General features: G+C 44.2%; 12 protein-coding genes. 7 read left to right on the top strand and 5 right to left on the bottom strand.

Translation table 11 applies throughout. The features are described from left to right. Nucleotides 1-339: 339 nt before the first annotated feature. Together ATB74_RS02480 and ATB74_RS02475 are read left to right on the top strand one after the other, a co-directional pair. Nucleotides 340-981, top strand: a complete 642-nt coding sequence (locus ATB74_RS02480) for a c-type cytochrome (RefSeq protein WP_061016316.1) — start codon at nt 340-342, stop codon at nt 979-981. Nucleotides 982-990: 9 nt separating this feature from the next. Further along, complete coding sequence (locus tag ATB74_RS02475) at nt 991-2,052, top strand: c-type cytochrome (RefSeq protein ID WP_061016314.1); 1,062 nt, start codon at nt 991-993, stop codon at nt 2,050-2,052. Between the two features lie 157 nt (nt 2,053-2,209). Here ATB74_RS02475 and ATB74_RS02470 read toward each other — a convergent pair whose 3' ends face one another. Beyond that, nucleotides 2,210-3,139 (bottom strand): LysR family transcriptional regulator, encoded by a 930-nt coding sequence (locus ATB74_RS02470; RefSeq protein WP_061016313.1) that lies wholly within the window; start codon nt 3,137-3,139, stop codon nt 2,210-2,212. 26 nt (nt 3,140-3,165) lie between these two features. Continuing rightward, complete coding sequence (locus ATB74_RS02465; RefSeq protein ID WP_061016312.1) at nt 3,166-3,606, bottom strand: Lrp/AsnC family transcriptional regulator; 441 nt, start codon at nt 3,604-3,606, stop codon at nt 3,166-3,168. 141 nt (nt 3,607-3,747) lie between these two features. On the opposite strand from ATB74_RS02465, the gene ATB74_RS02460 reads away from it, so the two are divergent. Continuing rightward, the gene (locus ATB74_RS02460) at nt 3,748-4,332 is read left to right on the top strand and encodes a LysE family translocator (protein WP_059017579.1); all 585 of its coding nucleotides are present in this window, start codon (nt 3,748-3,750) and stop codon (nt 4,330-4,332) included. Nucleotides 4,333-4,387: 55 nt separating this feature from the next. On the opposite strand, the gene ATB74_RS02455 is transcribed toward ATB74_RS02460, so the two are convergent. Beyond that, nucleotides 4,388-4,777, bottom strand: a complete 390-nt coding sequence (locus ATB74_RS02455; RefSeq protein ID WP_061016310.1) for a DUF1294 domain-containing protein — start codon at nt 4,775-4,777, stop codon at nt 4,388-4,390. A gap of 611 nt (nt 4,778-5,388) precedes the next feature. Here ATB74_RS02455 and pulA point away from each other — a divergent pair. Continuing rightward, complete coding sequence (gene pulA, locus ATB74_RS02450; protein WP_061017703.1) at nt 5,389-9,030, top strand: pullulanase-type alpha-1,6-glucosidase; 3,642 nt, start codon at nt 5,389-5,391, stop codon at nt 9,028-9,030. A 593-nt stretch (nt 9,031-9,623) separates the two neighbouring features. Here the strand turns inward: pulA and ATB74_RS02445 are convergent. Both ATB74_RS02445 and lamB read right to left on the bottom strand, forming a co-directional pair. After that, nucleotides 9,624-10,454: a MalM family protein gene (locus ATB74_RS02445; protein WP_061016308.1), complete on the bottom strand. Its 831-nt coding sequence runs from the start codon at nt 10,452-10,454 to the stop codon at nt 9,624-9,626. A 162-nt stretch (nt 10,455-10,616) separates the two neighbouring features. Beyond that, the gene (lamB, locus tag ATB74_RS02440) at nt 10,617-11,825 is read right to left on the bottom strand and encodes a maltoporin LamB (RefSeq protein WP_048660984.1); all 1,209 of its coding nucleotides are present in this window, start codon (nt 11,823-11,825) and stop codon (nt 10,617-10,619) included. Between the two features lie 434 nt (nt 11,826-12,259). Between lamB and glgX the strand changes: the two genes are divergently transcribed. From glgX to ATB74_RS02425, 3 genes are all read left to right on the top strand, one after another. Then, nucleotides 12,260-14,233, top strand: a complete 1,974-nt coding sequence (gene glgX / locus ATB74_RS02435) for a glycogen debranching protein GlgX (RefSeq protein ID WP_061016306.1) — start codon at nt 12,260-12,262, stop codon at nt 14,231-14,233. 248 nt (nt 14,234-14,481) lie between these two features. Then, the gene (locus ATB74_RS02430) at nt 14,482-16,224 is read left to right on the top strand and encodes a sensor domain-containing diguanylate cyclase (protein WP_061016304.1); all 1,743 of its coding nucleotides are present in this window, start codon (nt 14,482-14,484) and stop codon (nt 16,222-16,224) included. 131 nt (nt 16,225-16,355) lie between these two features. Next, nucleotides 16,356-17,078 carry a tRNA (adenine(22)-N(1))-methyltransferase gene (locus ATB74_RS02425; RefSeq protein WP_061016302.1) on the top strand — a complete coding sequence of 241 codons (723 nt, stop codon included), beginning with the start codon at nt 16,356-16,358 and terminating at the stop codon, nt 17,076-17,078. Nucleotides 17,079-17,135: the final 57 nt, after the last annotated feature.

Genomic DNA, 17,135 nt, shown 5'->3' with positions numbered 1-17,135 from the left:
CTTCTTTTTCTAACCGATTCAACACCCAACCATCAACTCTTCACGTCACTTCCCTACAAATCTCTTACCTAGCCCGATCAAGCGGCTATGCTTATACAATCGGTGCCATAAAAGAGCCTTAACAAGCAGTTACACCGAGGCGAACATGGCAGTTCCCTTGCATTTCGTTAACGGCAGTTGGATTGGCCTATCGAAATTCACATCAATGCCATTATGGTGGTTGAGGTTATTAATGTGAGACTTACCTCAAGTTCCAAGTGAATTAATGTGGAAATCCACAATAGCGCGAGCAACCAATTATGTCGAAAATGCGTGCACTATAACCAATAGCGACGCCTCATGATTAAGCTGAACATAAAAACTCAATCTCTAACGCTTTGCATCAGTGCTCTAGGAAGCCTTTCTTTATCAGGCTTTGCACAAGCAGTGCCTAATCCAATGCCAGAAGCCGCAGAAACTTGTAGCGGTTGCCACCAAGCCGACGGTAAAGGCATGCCTAACATCGCCCCTATGCTTGCTGGGCTGAATGCTGACTACCTAGAACATCAATTGATTCTATTTTCTAGTGGAGAGCGTCAAAGCGCGATCATGAAAGGCATGGCCGATGGCGTGTCTGATCCTGCTATTCGTCGCGAAGTTGCCGAATACTTTGCCTCACTACCTTCATACGAATTCACAGATTTAGAGCAGCGCGGCTCACAAGCAGATATCGAGAACCCGTATCGCAAGCTTGTATTTCAAGGCGATTGGGACCGAAATATTCCAGCATGTGCTACCTGCCACGGCCCAAGTGGTATGGGCGTAGACAAGTTCCCACGCCTAGCGAGCCAACACGCCGACTACCTTCAAGCTCAGCTCAACGCTTGGAAAAACGGCACTCGTAAGGGGGATGATTTGAACATGATGGGCAATATCGCCAGCAAGTTAACCGACGATGAAATCAAAAACCTGTCTTACTACTTCGCATCTTTTCGATACTAAAGGGCTAGCATGAAAACACTACTTTTAATTACCGCAACCCTTGCCTCTGGAATCGCTTACGCCGAAGGTGAGTTACCCGATCGTCAAACCGAACTGCCAGCCGTTGAAAAAGCGAAAGACAACAAATACCTGGTGCCACGCGACTTAGTAGATATTCCAGCGGGAGAATTTGGCGACAAAGTAAAATTGGGTTACTCACTGTTTGTTGATTCACAACAGATGCGCGGCAAATACGTCGGCAACGAGCAAAACTGTGTCAACTGCCACATGCAAGCAGGCATGAAGCCCAATGCAGCACCACTTTGGGGCGCGTACATGGCTTATCCGGCTTATCGTAAGAAAAACGACAAGGTCAACAGCTACGCTGAGCGTATTCAAGGCTGTTTCACCTACTCAATGAACGGAATCGCACCAGCCCTCGATTCAAAAGAACTGGTCGCACTCAGCGCTTATTCCTATTGGTTGGCGATGGGTGGCATCTTAGATAAAAACGGTATGCAAAACACGCCCGTTCCTGAAATCAGCGATGCAGATTTGCAAGTCGGTGGTAAAGCAGAAAGCTTCCCTCTCCCTAAAGAACTGTTAAGCCAATATCCAATCGATGACAGAAGTAAATTAGCTGGGCGCGGCTACCCTAAGATAGCTAACCCTGAACAAGAACCTTCGATAGCGCGTGGTGAGAAGGTTTACCAAACCAGCTGCCAAACATGTCATGGTCAAAATGGCGAAGGCATTAAAGGGGCTGATGGTCGCTCATACTTCCCACCACTTTGGGGGGAAAACGCGTTTAACTGGGGCGCTGGGATGCACCGCATAAACACAGCGGCTTACTTCATTTACGAAAATATGCCACTTGGTAAGAGCCAACAGCTTTCAATTCAAGATGCATGGGATGTGGCCGCGTTTGTGAATAGCCATGAACGCCCACAAGATCCGAGATACAAGGGTGATGTTGCCGGCAATGCTGAACGTTATCACAACCACCAAGGCTACTATGGCAAAGAAATTGATGATCATGTGCTGGGTACAAAAGCCTATCCGAGTGGTAAGGAAGTGATCCACAATCATTAGTCTCGAATAAATAGCCACGCTCTTCGAGGAAAAGAACTGTTCACGCCAGCTATAGCTCAACTTTACATTGTAAACTAGTGAACGCTAGAAAAGTAAAAAGAAGCCAGTTCGTGTAACGTTCTGGCTTCTTTTTTGATTTGATATAGCAGAGAAACCGTTAATCTTGCTGCATCTTCTCCCAAATCGTCGGCGACCCAATATAATCTTGAACTGAGGTAATGAACTCTTTCACTAACTTGGTCTGCTTGCGGTGTGGGTAGACAGCATAAATAGCGGTATCAGCTGTTGAGATGGCATAATCAGGGAGCAGTGTGACTAAGCCCAACTCTTTCATTGAGGCGTACAGGTTTGATTGATCGAGGAAGCCATAACCTAAGCCATCTTTCACACAAGACACCATGGTACGAACGTCACTCACTTTATAGTTACCGCGAATCGTCAGGCTCTGGAAAGTATCGCCGCCCGGCTCTTCGCTGATACACAGATGATCGACCGTCATATCACCATTGGTATAAATCACAGCAGGTAGCGCAAGTAAGTCTTGTGGCGTCTTCGGCTCACCGTGCTGCTTAACAAAATCATTCGACGCGACCAACATGAAGTTACTGTCAGCAATCTTCTTCGCAATCAAATTCGATTCAACGAGCTTGCTAAAACGAAACGCAATATCAAACTGTCCCGCAATGATGTTGGCGATCTTATCGTCCAGTGAAAGTACGATCTGAACATCTGGGTATTTTCTCATAAACTGAGTGATGATAGGTTGCAGGTATTGCTGACCAAAATAGATCGGTGACGTAATTCGTAGCACACCTTTAGGCTCAGACTGATAGGAATCAGCAATGCCCTGTATCTGATTGATGGTGTCTTTCAGCACATAAGTTTGCGCAAGAATATCTTCCCCAGCAGACGTCAGCGAAAACGAACGAGTAGAACGGTTGAGTAGCTGAACACCTAAGTCTTGCTCAAGCTTTTTGATCTGTTTAGAGAGAGAGGAATTGTCCATGTCGTGCAAGGTTGCCGCTTTGGTAAACGACCCTTGTTGAACCACATCTAAGAACAATAACAACTGATTCGTATTTGGCACTGTGCCGCTCCTGATATTAAGCTCGATTAACGCTCATCTTTAGGGGTGTCCATCACCACCATGGTTGTGATGGATTGAACCTGAGCACATTCCCCAAGCACATCGGCATGAAACTTCTTATAGCTCGGTAAGTCTTTAGTCTCAACTCTCAATAAGTACTCATTGGCACCGGTAATGTTGTGACACTCGACCACTTCTTTTTCCATGGCAACGTGCTCTTCAAACTCCAATTGAGCGGCTTTTTTGTGGCTTGATAAACCGATCGAAACGTAGGCAATAAAACCCACGCCCATTAAGCTGTTATCTAGAACCGCACGGTAACCTTGAATGATGCCTTTGCGCTCAAGATCTTGTACACGCCTTAAGGTCGCTGAAGCCGATAAACCAATCCGCTCTGAGAGCTCTATGTTGGAGATTCTGCCGTCCAACTTAAGCTCTTGCAATATCCTTTCGTCAAATCTATCCATAAGTACTTATTATTGTGCATTTAGTGATAAGAGAGGAAATAAAAGCACATAATTGCCTCACTTTCCACCTACTATGTTTCTCAACACGTGAAAGTCATGACCGGTCAGTCACTTCGTTCATTTTTTTGCTGGAGAACCATAATGCCTTTAGAACAACTTAGCGCACTTGCCTTGTTTGCGTTCGTCTCGACCTTCACGCCGGGTCCAAATAACATCATGCTCATGACATCAGGAGCAAATGTTGGTTTTGCCCGTACCATTCCGCACATGCTGGGGATTGCTCTAGGGTTTGCAGCCATGTTGCTATTGGTTGGCTTTGGGTTAATGGGTATTTTCAACGCTTATCCGGTCACTCACCAAATATTGAAGTACCTAAGCCTTGCTTACCTCGTCTACCTTGCAATTAAGATAGCATTGAGCGGCAAAGCCAAAAGCAGCGAGGCTTATAAACCAATGACCTTCATCGGCGCAGCAAGTTTTCAGTGGGTGAACCCGAAAGGCTGGTCAATGGCGCTAACAGCGATTTCAGTCTATAGCAGCGGCAGTTCATGGTGGGAGCTCGCCATCATCGCAGGTATCTTCACGCTAGCCAACTTGCCATCAGTGACCTTCTGGACGGCAGCAGGCAAGCAACTGCAACACTGGCTAACAACGCCAGTCCGCATCAAAAGCTTCAACTATGGTATGGCGGGGTTGCTATTAGCGTCGACAATTCCGATGCTCTAATCGAATAACTTCTATATTGTAACGGTTAGTACTCCGGTGCTAACCGTTATTCTCGTTAAAAGTAACCCACAAGCTCACTAAACCAACGACCAAACATCTCCTGCCCGCTCGGCGTTAACGTCCAGACAAACGCCGCTACATTGATTACCACTGTTAACCAATAAATCGCTCTGAACGGTTGTTTTTGTGTTTTATGACGCAGCTTATCTTGTGCGATCAAAGCCCCTAGCCAGCCACCAGCTACCGAAAAGATGTGCAAGGTTTTCTCTGGCACGCGCCAATTACCATTAATCGCCGCTCGTTTGTCCTTTGCGTACACAAAAAACGTCACGACACCGATAACTAAATACCATACCAATAGCGCTTTAGAACTTTCCGCAAACAGCACAGACACCGCCACCAGAACAAGATAAGTGGTAGCGATTTGAATAGATGAAGACAACATCAACTCCTTTTGGGTAACAGCTCACATACTGTGGCAATTACGCCCTGTAGATTTTGGTGAAAAGAGACAAGCAGCATGAATTGAGCTTCCAAGAAACCTCTCCCTAAATACACATGGAATCTATAGCAATTGCAGCTACCTGCAAAATAAAAATGATGTTATTTTCAATATTATATTAATCCACTATATTACGCGCCATAAGTTGTGGTTGTTCTGAAGGTATTTGACAAGGTTATTATTAATAAGACTGGAAGGGCATGAAACTTTATTACCCTTAGAAATTAAGGGCATAAAAAAGTGATATTCATCTCACATTAATAAGGATGAGCTCTCATCCTTATTAACTACGCCTAGCTTCTACGCCCTATATCATTGATATTAAACAAATGAGTGATTGATCCAATTAATTTAACCACAACCAGATACAAAGCGTGATATTGACACTAGGTTTCCTATATTTACGAATTAAAAATAACTTTATACATTTCCATCACAAATAGTTGACCTTAGTTAAAGCTAGGATATTCATCTTCATAAAAAGTGAAATATGGATATCAAACGTGAACAACATAAATATTAATAACAGCACGATTCTACGAAATACCTTCAACATAACCAAAAAGAGAAGCTTCAAGCGTTCTACTTTGGCCAAAGCGATTTTACCTCTATTCACGGCTACTTTGATCGCTGGTTGTGGCAGTGATAGCGACAATGGCACCGATGCTGGCGACAGTGGCCTATACAAAGCTGGCGAAAACGAAGTTGTTGTTTATTACAAACGTGATGTTGCAGCCGCAAGCACTTCAGGCTCTACTTACGACGGCTGGGGACTTCATCTATGGAATGGCGAAGGCTGTACTAGCACAGACTTAATCGCGATGGGTCTCAGCGAAAGCGGTACTAACTGGGAAGCACCTTACGAATTTGACGGTATTAGTGATACTTACGGTGCTTACTATGTGTTGAAAGTCGATCCTGATGCTTCTGACCCACACAAATGCATGAATTTCATCTTACACAATGGCGACGAAAAAGCGTTTGGTAGTGCCAATTCAAAGATCGAGTTAACCAAACTTGGTGACTCGCAAGGTGTATTCGGGTTCCACGGCAGTAGCGAGTTGTATTACGACCCAATTTCAGAGCGCCCAGTGAATATTGATGGTCAAAAAGCACATTGGTTGGATGCGACCACCATTGCTTGGGAAGCCGCTGGCAACGCCGATTCTGTGAAGCTGTTCTACGCTCTCGATAACAGCATCACGATGAACGACGACAAAGAGATCGTGGGTGGCACTGCAATTGAACTAAGCAAAGACGGCGAGCTGTCTTCTGAATTGAAAGAGCGTTTCCGCCACCTTGCAAGCTTACCAGCCCTAGCTATCGACGTTGACGACAGCACACTTCGCACTATTTTAAAATCTCAGATAATTTTTGTTGCCTACAATGCCAATGGCGATGTTATCTCTTCAACTGAGGTTCAAAAACCTGGAGTGCTTGATGCGATATTTGCTAGCGAAGACGCTGGTAATGCGATGAGTGAAGAACTAGGCGCGATTGTTGAAGGCAGTGCCGCTACCTTCAAGCTTTGGGCACCAACAGCGCAAGATGTAGAACTGGTCCTATACAGCGAAGATCTGCAAAGTTCACAAGTGATCCCAATGACGGAAAACACTGAGACGGGTATTTGGGCTACTGATGCGGTACCTAACGCTGTCAACAGTTACTATCGCTACCAAGTGAAGGTTTACCATCCAACCACAGGCAACATTGAGACTCGCCTAGTAACTGACCCTTACTCACTCAGTTTGTCTAAGAACTCTGCATACTCTCAAGTGATTGACCTTAATGATTCAGCATTAATGCCTGAAGGTTGGGCTGGATATGAACGACCAACCGTAGAAAAAGACGAAGACCACGTACTTTACGAATCACACCTACGTGACTTTAGCTTCAGCGATAAGCTCGGCACACCTAGCCTAAATGGAAAATACCTCGCTCTCACAGAAACAAATCGTGAGTCGGTCAAACACCTACAAGCTCTGCAAGAAGCAGGTTTAACTACGCTGCATATCTTACCAGCATTTGATATCGCTACCGTCGATGAAGATGCCGCGAGCCGTGTCGATATTACGGATACGGTCGGTAAACTGTGTGATGTAAAACCTGCTGCCGCTTTGTGTGGTAACGAAGATGAAAACAAAAAAATCCAAGAAGTATTAGACAGCTATGACCCTTCAACGGGTGACGCCCAAGCGTTAATGAATGACCTTCGTATGCTTGATAGCTTCAACTGGGGCTACGACCCATTCCATTACACGGTTCCTGAGGGAAGTTACGCGACCGATCCTAATGGTTCTCAGCGTATTCTCGAATTTCGTCAGATGGTGAAAGCCACGCACGACATGGATCTCAAGCTGATCATGGACGTGGTATACAACCACACCAATGCGTCTGGTGTGAACGATAAGTCGGTACTGGATAAGATTGTCCCTGGGTACTACCACCGTCTTAACGTCAACACTGGTGGCGTAGAAAACTCGACTTGTTGTGACAACACTGCGACCGAAAACCTGATGATGGGTAAATTGATGGTCGACTCTCTTAAGGTGTGGGCTGACGACTACAAAGTGGATGGTTTCCGTTTCGACTTAATGGGCCACCAGCCAAAAGACGTGATGGTCGAAGCGCTAGAAGAAGTACGTAAAATTGACCCGAATACTCTGTTCTACGGGGAAGGCTGGGACTTTGGTGAAGTCGCCAACAACGCTCGCTTCGATCAAGCGAACCAAGTAAACATGGCAGGTACAGAGATCGGCACATTCTCAGACCGTTTGCGTGACGCCGTTCGTGGCGGTAGCCCATTTGATGGTGGCGTCGATTCAGAAGGCAACCACCCACTTCGCTTTAACCAAGGCTTTGGTAACGCAGCGATTGCCAACGAAGAAACCAAAGTTGACCAAGATTCGATCAATGGTCGTTTACATAACCAAGACCTTGTTCGTTTGGGTATGGCAGGTAACCTCGCAGAATACGTACTGATTGATTACAAAGGCGATACAAAACTGGGTAAAAACGTTGATTACAACGGTGCTCCAGCTGGTTACACCAAGATGCCTTCAGAGAACATCTCTTACGTTTCAAAACACGATAACCAAACGCTTTGGGATAACAACGCATACAAAATCGCCACTGGTACTAGCTCTGCAGAGCGTGCTCGCATGCAGTCTGTATCGCTCTCTACAGTGATGTTAGGCCAAGGCATACCATTCATCCATATGGGTTCTGAGCTATTGCGTTCTAAGTCGATGCAGCGCGATTCTTACGATTCAGGTGACTGGTACAACCGAGTCATGTTTGATGGTACTGATAACAACTGGAACGTTGGATTACCACGTGAAGACAAAGATGGCGCCAACTGGGATCTGATCAAGACTATCATTGCTGACAGCACGGCTAAACCAGACACAGACGACATTGAACTGACTAAGCAGCAATTCCTAGAGCTATTAAAAATCCGTAGCTCAAGTGAACTGTTCCGCTTAGACACTGCAGACGAAGTCATGAAGCGCGTCGACTTCCGTAACGTTGGCGAAGATCAAGTCGAAGGCCTAATTGTCATGTCTATCGATGATGGTGTGTCTGCGGGCGAAGACCTTGACCCTGCCAATGATGCGATTGTGGCAATTGTAAACTCAACCAATAAATCTCAATCGTTCAAGATCACAGGAGCGACAGGCTTTACACTTCATGACGTTCAACAAAACTCTGCTGATGACACGGTGAAAGGTGCAAGTTTCGCCGCTGAGACCTTCACGGTCCCTGCACTAACCACCGCTGTATTTGTACAAGCTCAAGGCGATGCACAAGGTGCTGGTTTGCCAGTTGATAACTCAGACAAGGATGTATCTAGTATTCCACCATACGGACAAACAACGGTTTACGTTCGAGGCGACATGAATGGCTGGGGCGCAGCTGATGCTTGGGCAATGAACTTTGTCGCTAATGGGGTTTATTCTGTAACAGGCAATTTGGAAGCGGGTAACTATGGCTTCAAGTTTGCAGATGCTGATTGGAAAACACCTAACTTTGGTTGTGACTCCGTTGAACTTGCTGATGGTTCAATCGACCTAGGTGGTGATGGTAACTGCCAACTAAGCGTAACAGAAGCTGGCAGCTACACCTTCACTCTGAATGCGATTAATGAGCTGGATGACAATGTAGAAAAAGCGGTCGTTTCAGTAACCAAGAATTAAGCCTTAAAGCTTATAATTCTAATAAACAGATAATAAAACCAGCGCAAGCTAGCCTTTTGGGAGACGTCAGTCTCCCTTTTTTTGTGCTCAACAAACACCAATCCCAACACGTTCCCCCCTTCCCTGACCTTGATTAACATAAATGTTAAGAGATAAACGAACCGCCTGAGTTCTTGGTTCTTGGTTCTTGGTTCTTGGTTCTTGGTTCTTGGTTCTTGGTTCTTGGTTCTTGGTTCTTGGTAGAAAGTATAACGATGTCGTGTGAACGTATAATTCCAGTGTACGTAAAGTTCAGGATGCCGAGTTTAGGTCACTAGATGAAATAGCGATTCGTCAATAGAGCTCGTATTCAGCTATTTGATAAGAGTAAAATAGACGAGAGTGTTTTTTTAGTAGTTAGTAAATCAAAACTATAAATAACGAATTACGCCCATTTATATTAGCTATTGATTATTATGTGTAAGCCTGAGGTTATTTACATTCAAGTATTCTGGTTAACATGAGTATTACTTTAAATTTATTACAAGCAATAAAAAAGGCTCCCTACTAGGAGCCCTTCTCTTTATATCAATCAGTATTTACAAACTATTCGACTACTTTTTATTGACGGCTTTTACAAAGACTTCTTGCGCGCCTTCAATACCTAGTGCTTTTGCTTCATCTAATAAGCTCAGAGCTTTAGGAATATTGTCTTCAGTTACAGCCGTTTGAATCGCATTGTGATAGTAGGTTTGCGTTTCAGGTTGAATGGTATCGATCTTAGTCGCAGCGGCTGGTTTAGCGTTAGATTCGCTGCTCGATGAACCAATAGAGAAGAAGCTCGCTTTATCGATTGTTACTTCTATCTTACCAACGTTAGCATTTGGAATCGGGATATCTTTCACTTCAGGTAAATAGTTACCACGACCTTCCGCATCTAAACGAGCAGGATGGATCACATCAGTAAAATCACCAATATCAGCTTGATCTGTATAGATAACTAAATAAACTGATTTTGCTGTTGTCGGTGGGTAAAAATCGTTCTCAGCAACGAGACGGTTCCCCAAGTGTAGTCTTGGTTTAGCGTACTCGAAACTCTCTTTACCGTAACGCTCTAGCTCACTACCGTTTTCGTCATAGATAACCGCATTAGGAACAAACGCTGTATCGCCGATAATGCTCGTGATATTAATCGAGTACTCACCGCGATCTGCAGGCAGTTCAATCGCTACTACAGGGCTGTTTATTCCTTGATAGTTTAATACTTGGCTATTTGGTGTCACATCAAAAACTGCCGAGCTTGGAAGCTTCATCGGGGCAAATTGAAGACCAGCAATCGAGTTAACTTGTTCAGCCTGTGCCACTTGCACTTGCTCGACTACTTGTGCAGATTGGCAACCGGCCAATGCAACACAGCCACTCAACATTAGAGCTTTAAAATACATAACCCTTCCTTTTTTATTTTTTTAAGAAATTTACTAACTTTAATTACCACAAAGAGAACTATTCACCTAGGGAACGATCAACTTAATCGTACATTCCTTAAAAAAATAGCCGACGCAAGCCGGCTATGAATTAGGACAGTTTAGGATTTTAAGCTAAGTGGCTTACCACCAAGCTTCAACTTGGATACCAACAACGAAGTCGTTGTCTGCGCCTTGACCAGTAACAACACCGTTTTCATCTTTCACTTCACCGAATGAATCGTTTTCTAGATCCATCAAGTAGCTACCGTATACGCGGATTTCAGGACGAGCCCAGAAGCTGTCACCCATTGCCCATGCTTGAGCAACAGTAAATTTAGCGCCACCGAAGTCAACGTTGTCTACTTCACCAGCGTTATAGCCTGCTTCGAAGATAGTACGCATTGTGTCGTTCCACTTATACATTGGACGAGCTACGATAGAGTATTGGCTTGAATCATGTTTATCAACACCTAGATCTGAACCTGCTAGGTATGCAAGTTGGTGACCCATTTCCCAAGATTCGCCTAGGTTCATTACACCCCAGTTAAGGATACGGTAGCCAAAGCCATCATCTTGAGCACCAGAGCGATCATAGTATGCACCAGAACCCCAGAAGTTAGCCATTTGAACGCCGTAACCAGCAGTACCTAGCTGAACAACTGTTTGGTTGAAACCATTGCTCATATTTTGGTGGATAATACCTGTAGCAAGTAGGCCGTCATCACCATCGTATTTGCCATTTTTATTTTCAGTACCGAAGTTGTAAACAACGCCAAGCTCTAAACTAGCATCTTCCCATAGACCGATATTCGCTAGGCGAGCATCAGCCATGTAACCAGCACCGTTCTCATCTTCGCCATCTTGAATAATTGCTAAAGAAAGTTTCTGGTTACCAACTGAAATGTTTTCGATACCACCACCAGTACCCGATGTATTTAGGAAGTAGAAATCAGTAATGTGGATGTCTTTACGTTGGTAGTATGTTTTACCAGCCCAAAGAGTCGCTTCTTCATCGAAAGATAGAACGCCTTTTGCTTTAACAGCGAACTGAGCAACGTTAAAGTCACCGTCTTCCCAACCATTTGCGCCATCAGCACCAGAAGCAATCATTGACTCTAAACGCCAAGTTTGCTCACCAGTTTTTAGTTCTTCAGCCAAGCCAAACTCAGAGTAGTTGTCGTTTTCATTACCTAGACGACCAATACCATTCTTCATGAATGAAACGTCACCACCATCATTTCCGCTAATACCAGTACCAGCACGCATGTAGCCATTAAAATCTACAGCGAACGCAGAGCCAGCAGCTAATGTAGTTGCCACTGCAGCAGCAATCAAACTTACTTTTTTCATTCTTAACTCCATTAAGGACGATTTATTTTAGGTTTTTATATTTTTGCTCTCTTGCGGCAACCAAAGGCAGTAATGGTAGTCGTAAGATAGAGAGGTTTAGGGTTTCCCCTGATTCGTTTCAACGGGGTCAATATTAAGAGGGGATGACAAGTTTGACTTCCTCCACCCCTAAGTTAATTAAGGGGGACTAGAGGGGAGTAGAAAATATACAGAACGGTGTTTTAAAGAGGTAGATCACTTAATCTAGGAGGAGTAGACAGCACACAGATCTAATTATTCACCTTAAGTGAGATCTACTTCAAATATATAATTTGAACCTAATCGGTAAATTATTTTTTTAACAATAATTATTCTGTGAAGTTGCTTGACCTTACTGTGACAAAGCTTTTTACTTATAGTTCACTGATGTCGATAAACGAACAAGAAATCAAGCAATGACTAGAACGCTCGCTCGCCCTTATCCACTAGGCGCAACGCTAGGAAACACTGGCTGTAACTTCTCAATTTATTCTCCTGACTGTAAATCCCTCTCTCTTGCTCTTTTTGACGAGAACGATGAATTCACCACTTATAAGTTGGAAAATGAATACGCTGATATCAGATATGTTTTTATTGATGGTATAAAAGCGGGGCAAAAATACGGCTTCATTGCTGACACGGACAATGGGCCAATCCTACTTTCAGACCCGTATGCCAAAGCAATCAGCGAACCGCTCGATTACGTCACGCCGTATACCAATGAGAAGAGCTTTGCTATGGCGAAATGTGTTGTTATTGATGACACTTTCGATTGGCAAGGCGTAGAAAAACCACGAATTAGCCGCGAAGAGACCGTTCTTTTTGAAACCCATGTAAAAGGCCTATCTCAACTTCATCCGGAAGTGGCAGCCGATACGAAAGGCCGTTACTTAGGGTTAGTGAGCCCCGAAATGCTTGCGTTCTACAAACAGCAAAATATCAACTCTCTACAGCTTTTACCCGTTGCTGCGTGCATGCATGAGCCTCATCTCCTGGACATGGGTAAAGTGAACTATTGGGGTTACAACCCATACCTGTTCATGGTGCCAGACCCTCGCTATGCAGAAAAAGACGCGGTTAATGAGCTCAAAACCGCGATTCGTGAACTGCACCGCAATGGTATCGAGGTCATCCTTGACGTCGTATACAACCACACAGCTGAAGGTGGTGAAGGTGGGACAACGTTCAATCTCAAAGCGCTGGATAGCAACGCCTACATCAAACATGGCTGTCATTATGCGAACTTCACAGGCTGCGGTAATACGGTCGATCTAACCCATCAACCTGCACTCAACTTAGTAATGGATACGCTTCGTTACTGGGTAAGTGAATTCCAAGTCGATGGCTTCCGTTTTGATTTAGCAGCCACGCTGGGGCGAGAAGGTGACAACTACAATCCTGAGGCCGCTTTTTTCAAAGCCGTTGCTCAAGATCCTGTACTTAAAGAAACTAAGCTCATCGCTGAACCTTGGGACATCGGCCCGAATGGCTACCAAGTTGGTAATTTCCCGTTAGGTTGGAATGAGTGTAACGACAAGCTCAGAGACATCACACGCAGCTTCTGGCGCGGTGATCAAGGCTACCTGAAAGAGTTTGCGACTCGTTTAATGGGATCGCGCGACATCTACAGTGCAGCACACTGGCCGTACAAATTGACCGTCAACTACATCACTTATCACGATGGTTTCACCATGCAGGATCTTGTTTCTTACAAGCACAAACACAACGAAGAGAATGGTGAAAACAACCGAGATGGACACGGTGACAACCGCTCTGAGAACTATGGTGTTGAAGGCGAAACCGAAAACCTGTTAGTTATCGCCACGCGTGAGAAGCAGAAACGTAACTTCATGGCGAGCTTGCTGTTTGCTTTTGGTATTCCACATATTCTGACGGCAGATGTGTTATCTCATACTCAAAAAGGTAACAACAACGCTTACTGCCAAGATGGCGTAACCAGCTGGCTCAACTGGGAAGATTCAGAGCGTAAGAGTTACTTCAAGACTTGGCTGTCTGAGATGATCTCCGCACGTCAACAATACATGGTGCCATTTATTAAGGCATTCAGTGGCGAAAAGCGTAACTCTAACCGCATCTTCTGGAGCCGTGTCGATGGCACACTCATGGAGCATGATGACTGGAACCGTTTAAGCTCAGTTGCGCTGCATTTAGGCATTGGTAAAAATGGGGACGAGTTGATTTATCTGATCAACCAAACCAACGCACCAGCACGTTTTTCTTTACCTAGTGATCGCGATCAAAACTGGGTGAAGATCTGCGATACTAATCTACGAAATGTAAAACCAGGTCATGCTGAAGGTGAAATGTTATTGTCGCCAACTTCGATGGCGATTTTGCACTATTCACCAGGCAAGACTGAGTTAAGTTAAAAGTTAAGCCAACGTAATAAAACACCGAAAACCATAGAAGCCAGTTATATTTATGACTGGCTTTTTTGTTAGCCTAATATCACAAAACTCATTCATTTATATGGAATCATTTGCATTGATGTGATTACGAAAACTGTTTAGTATGGCCGTACTATAAAAATGAATCTATAACGTCTTTGGATATCATGGCTTTACCTAAAACATTAATTCGGCTTTTTAAACCATACATTATTTTATTAACTGGAGGGATGCTCTATCTAGCTGTGGCTCAGCTTGAAAAAGTAGAAACAGCAGCAACTGAACAATCATCGTCAAACATTCGTATCGCAAGCTCCACTATTCGTTCCAACATCGAAGCGACATTCGGCAAGCTCTATTTTTTAGAAACCAGTCTAGGCTTACCGAAAACGGCTCCAATCGGTGATAAAAAATTCAGAGAATTGAGCGATAATATTCTAAAAAGAACGCCAAACTTCTCCGATATCGTTCGATACCAACCACAATCCCAACAATATATATCAAGTCGTGGATTACCTCTTTCCCATGAACAAATCGACTCCATAAAATGGAACTCAATAGACAGTGTGGTTGAGGATTTCTACATCTCTTCGATTTACCAAAAAGCAGATGGTCGTTGGGTGTTCGCAGTTAAACATACAGCGGAAAGATTGAATGAAGAAATATGGATTGAGTTTGACCTTTTACACACCACACAAGGATTAAGAGACTTAAAAACGCTTAATCACGGCTATGTGTTTGTAGTTGACCGAGCAACAGAACGACTGCTCTTCCACCCAGACCCAAAGCGTATCGGATCTAAATCAATCAGCTATCACGCAGGAATCAGCCATCAACTTTCACAAGGCGAAACCGTTGGTAAGCACGAATACTACTATCAAGATAACTTCAAAATATCGGTATTTGACGCTGACAACAGCTTGAATTGGGTATTCGTCGCAGGTACCGATCGCCACGATATCTTAACCAGCTCACACCAATTTACACTAACTGGCTTGGTACTTGGTTCACTGCTTCTATTGTGGATTGGTGCAAACTATTTGGCTTATCGTTTGAACGTGTCCTTGTCACAACTGAATAAAGTCGATGACCTTGTAAGCTTTAAGCGAGAGTTAAAGTCCATACTGGATAGCTTCACCTACCAAAAAGGCATTCAATTCTGTCTCTATCAGCCTGAGAACCACTCATTCAGCACCATCGACTATCACGGAAATAAGTCAACGGTACATTGTGACAAGGCCCTTGCAGAGCGATTTGCACCGGACACCATGGCTTATAGAAGCGGAAAGTACGCAGACCCATTAGCGTGTAAACTCAAAATACACCAACGTCATTACTGTATTCCTTTGCACTCTCGTAAGCAGTTGATCGCAGTGTTATACGTAAACGCAAACTTACCGATCAACCAGAGTATTCTTCGAATGATCCGAGATTACACTGAGGTCTCTTTGTCCAACTTATTGCTTCAACATCAATTGAGCAGCAAAGATCTGATGACGCAGTTAGACAATAAAAGCAGCTTCAGTATCGCCATCGAAAACTACGCGAGCGAGCCCGATACCTATGTTGCTCTGCTTGATATCGATAACTTCGACCACGTAAATCGTGCCTACGGTGAAGCTGTGGGCGACAAGATGATCAAGCTGACTGCAGAAGCGATACGCTATTACTTCCCTAAGCCGAAAGGACTTTGCTTGGCTCGTGTTGGAGGAAAGGAGTTCGCGGTATTGTTCAAAGCTAATGATGTGAAAGATGCCAAATTTCAGCTAGACCAGTGCAGAGTCGGAATCTCGGAGAAAACCATCGTCACTCCAGATATCACCTTATCACTAGGGGTTAGCGTGGGATACTCGCAAATAGAGGGTGAAACAGACTCAGCTTTAGCGCTGGCGGAACAGGCAAAGCTTATCGCACAACAACTTGGTAAGAACCGAGTGGAAGGCCATATCAGAGCTGTTGTCAAAGCATCGTAAACCTATACTAACAATTCTATAGCCACTACAAAGCACCTAGGATTCACACCCTAGGTGCTTTTGTTTTTCTCGAAAGTCATTACAATGCGCCTTCGATAAGACAACATCCCTTTTCTAACGACGCGAACCTTATGAAGCTAAGTAACCGACTGCAAACTCTCCACTCCCTTGTCAGCAATGACTACCAGCATATTTGGGACTGTTGCTGTGATCATGGCTTTTTGGGTGTTCAACTGTTGTCGGATAATAAAGCGCCTCAGATTCACTTTGTCGATATTGTCCAGCCTCTAATGAGTGAACTTGAAGACAAGCTAGCGCACTACTTTCCACAAGATAACAGAGCTGAACAAACGGTTACCAGTCAATGGCAAGTCTACTGCATGGATGTCGCCGCTATTCCGCTTGAGAAGCATACTGGCAAACACCTAGTTATTATTGCAGGCGTCGGTGGCGATCTTACTCAAAAGCTCGTTGATGATATTCATCGTAAACACCCAGACAAAGCGATCGATTTCTTGCTTTGTCCGGTGCATCAGCAATTCGAGTTGAGAAGCCATTTAAAGGCGCTCAATTTTGGTCTTATTGATGAAATGTTGATCGAAGAGAACCGTCGTTACTACGAGGTTTTATTGGTGAGTAATAACCAAGGCGAGGCAGAAAAGAGCCAAAACGTTAGCGAGATATCAAACGTAGGTGACAAGATCTGGACACCAAGTTGTGATGAACAAATGAAGATATCACAGCAATACAAAGCCAAAACATTGCAGCACTACTTACGTATCCATCAAGGACAAGAGAAGCAAGGCAAACCGAGCCAAGTGAAACACATCATCGAGGCTTATCAAGCAATTTAGCTATAGTAGGTACTCACTTTATCGCTTACCTATGATAAAGCCAATTCAACAAAAAAG

Source organism: Vibrio splendidus (assembly GCF_001557875.1).
Taxonomy (GTDB): domain Bacteria; phylum Pseudomonadota; class Gammaproteobacteria; order Enterobacterales; family Vibrionaceae; genus Vibrio; species Vibrio splendidus_F.
This window is presented reverse-complemented; position numbering and strand designations above follow the sequence as displayed.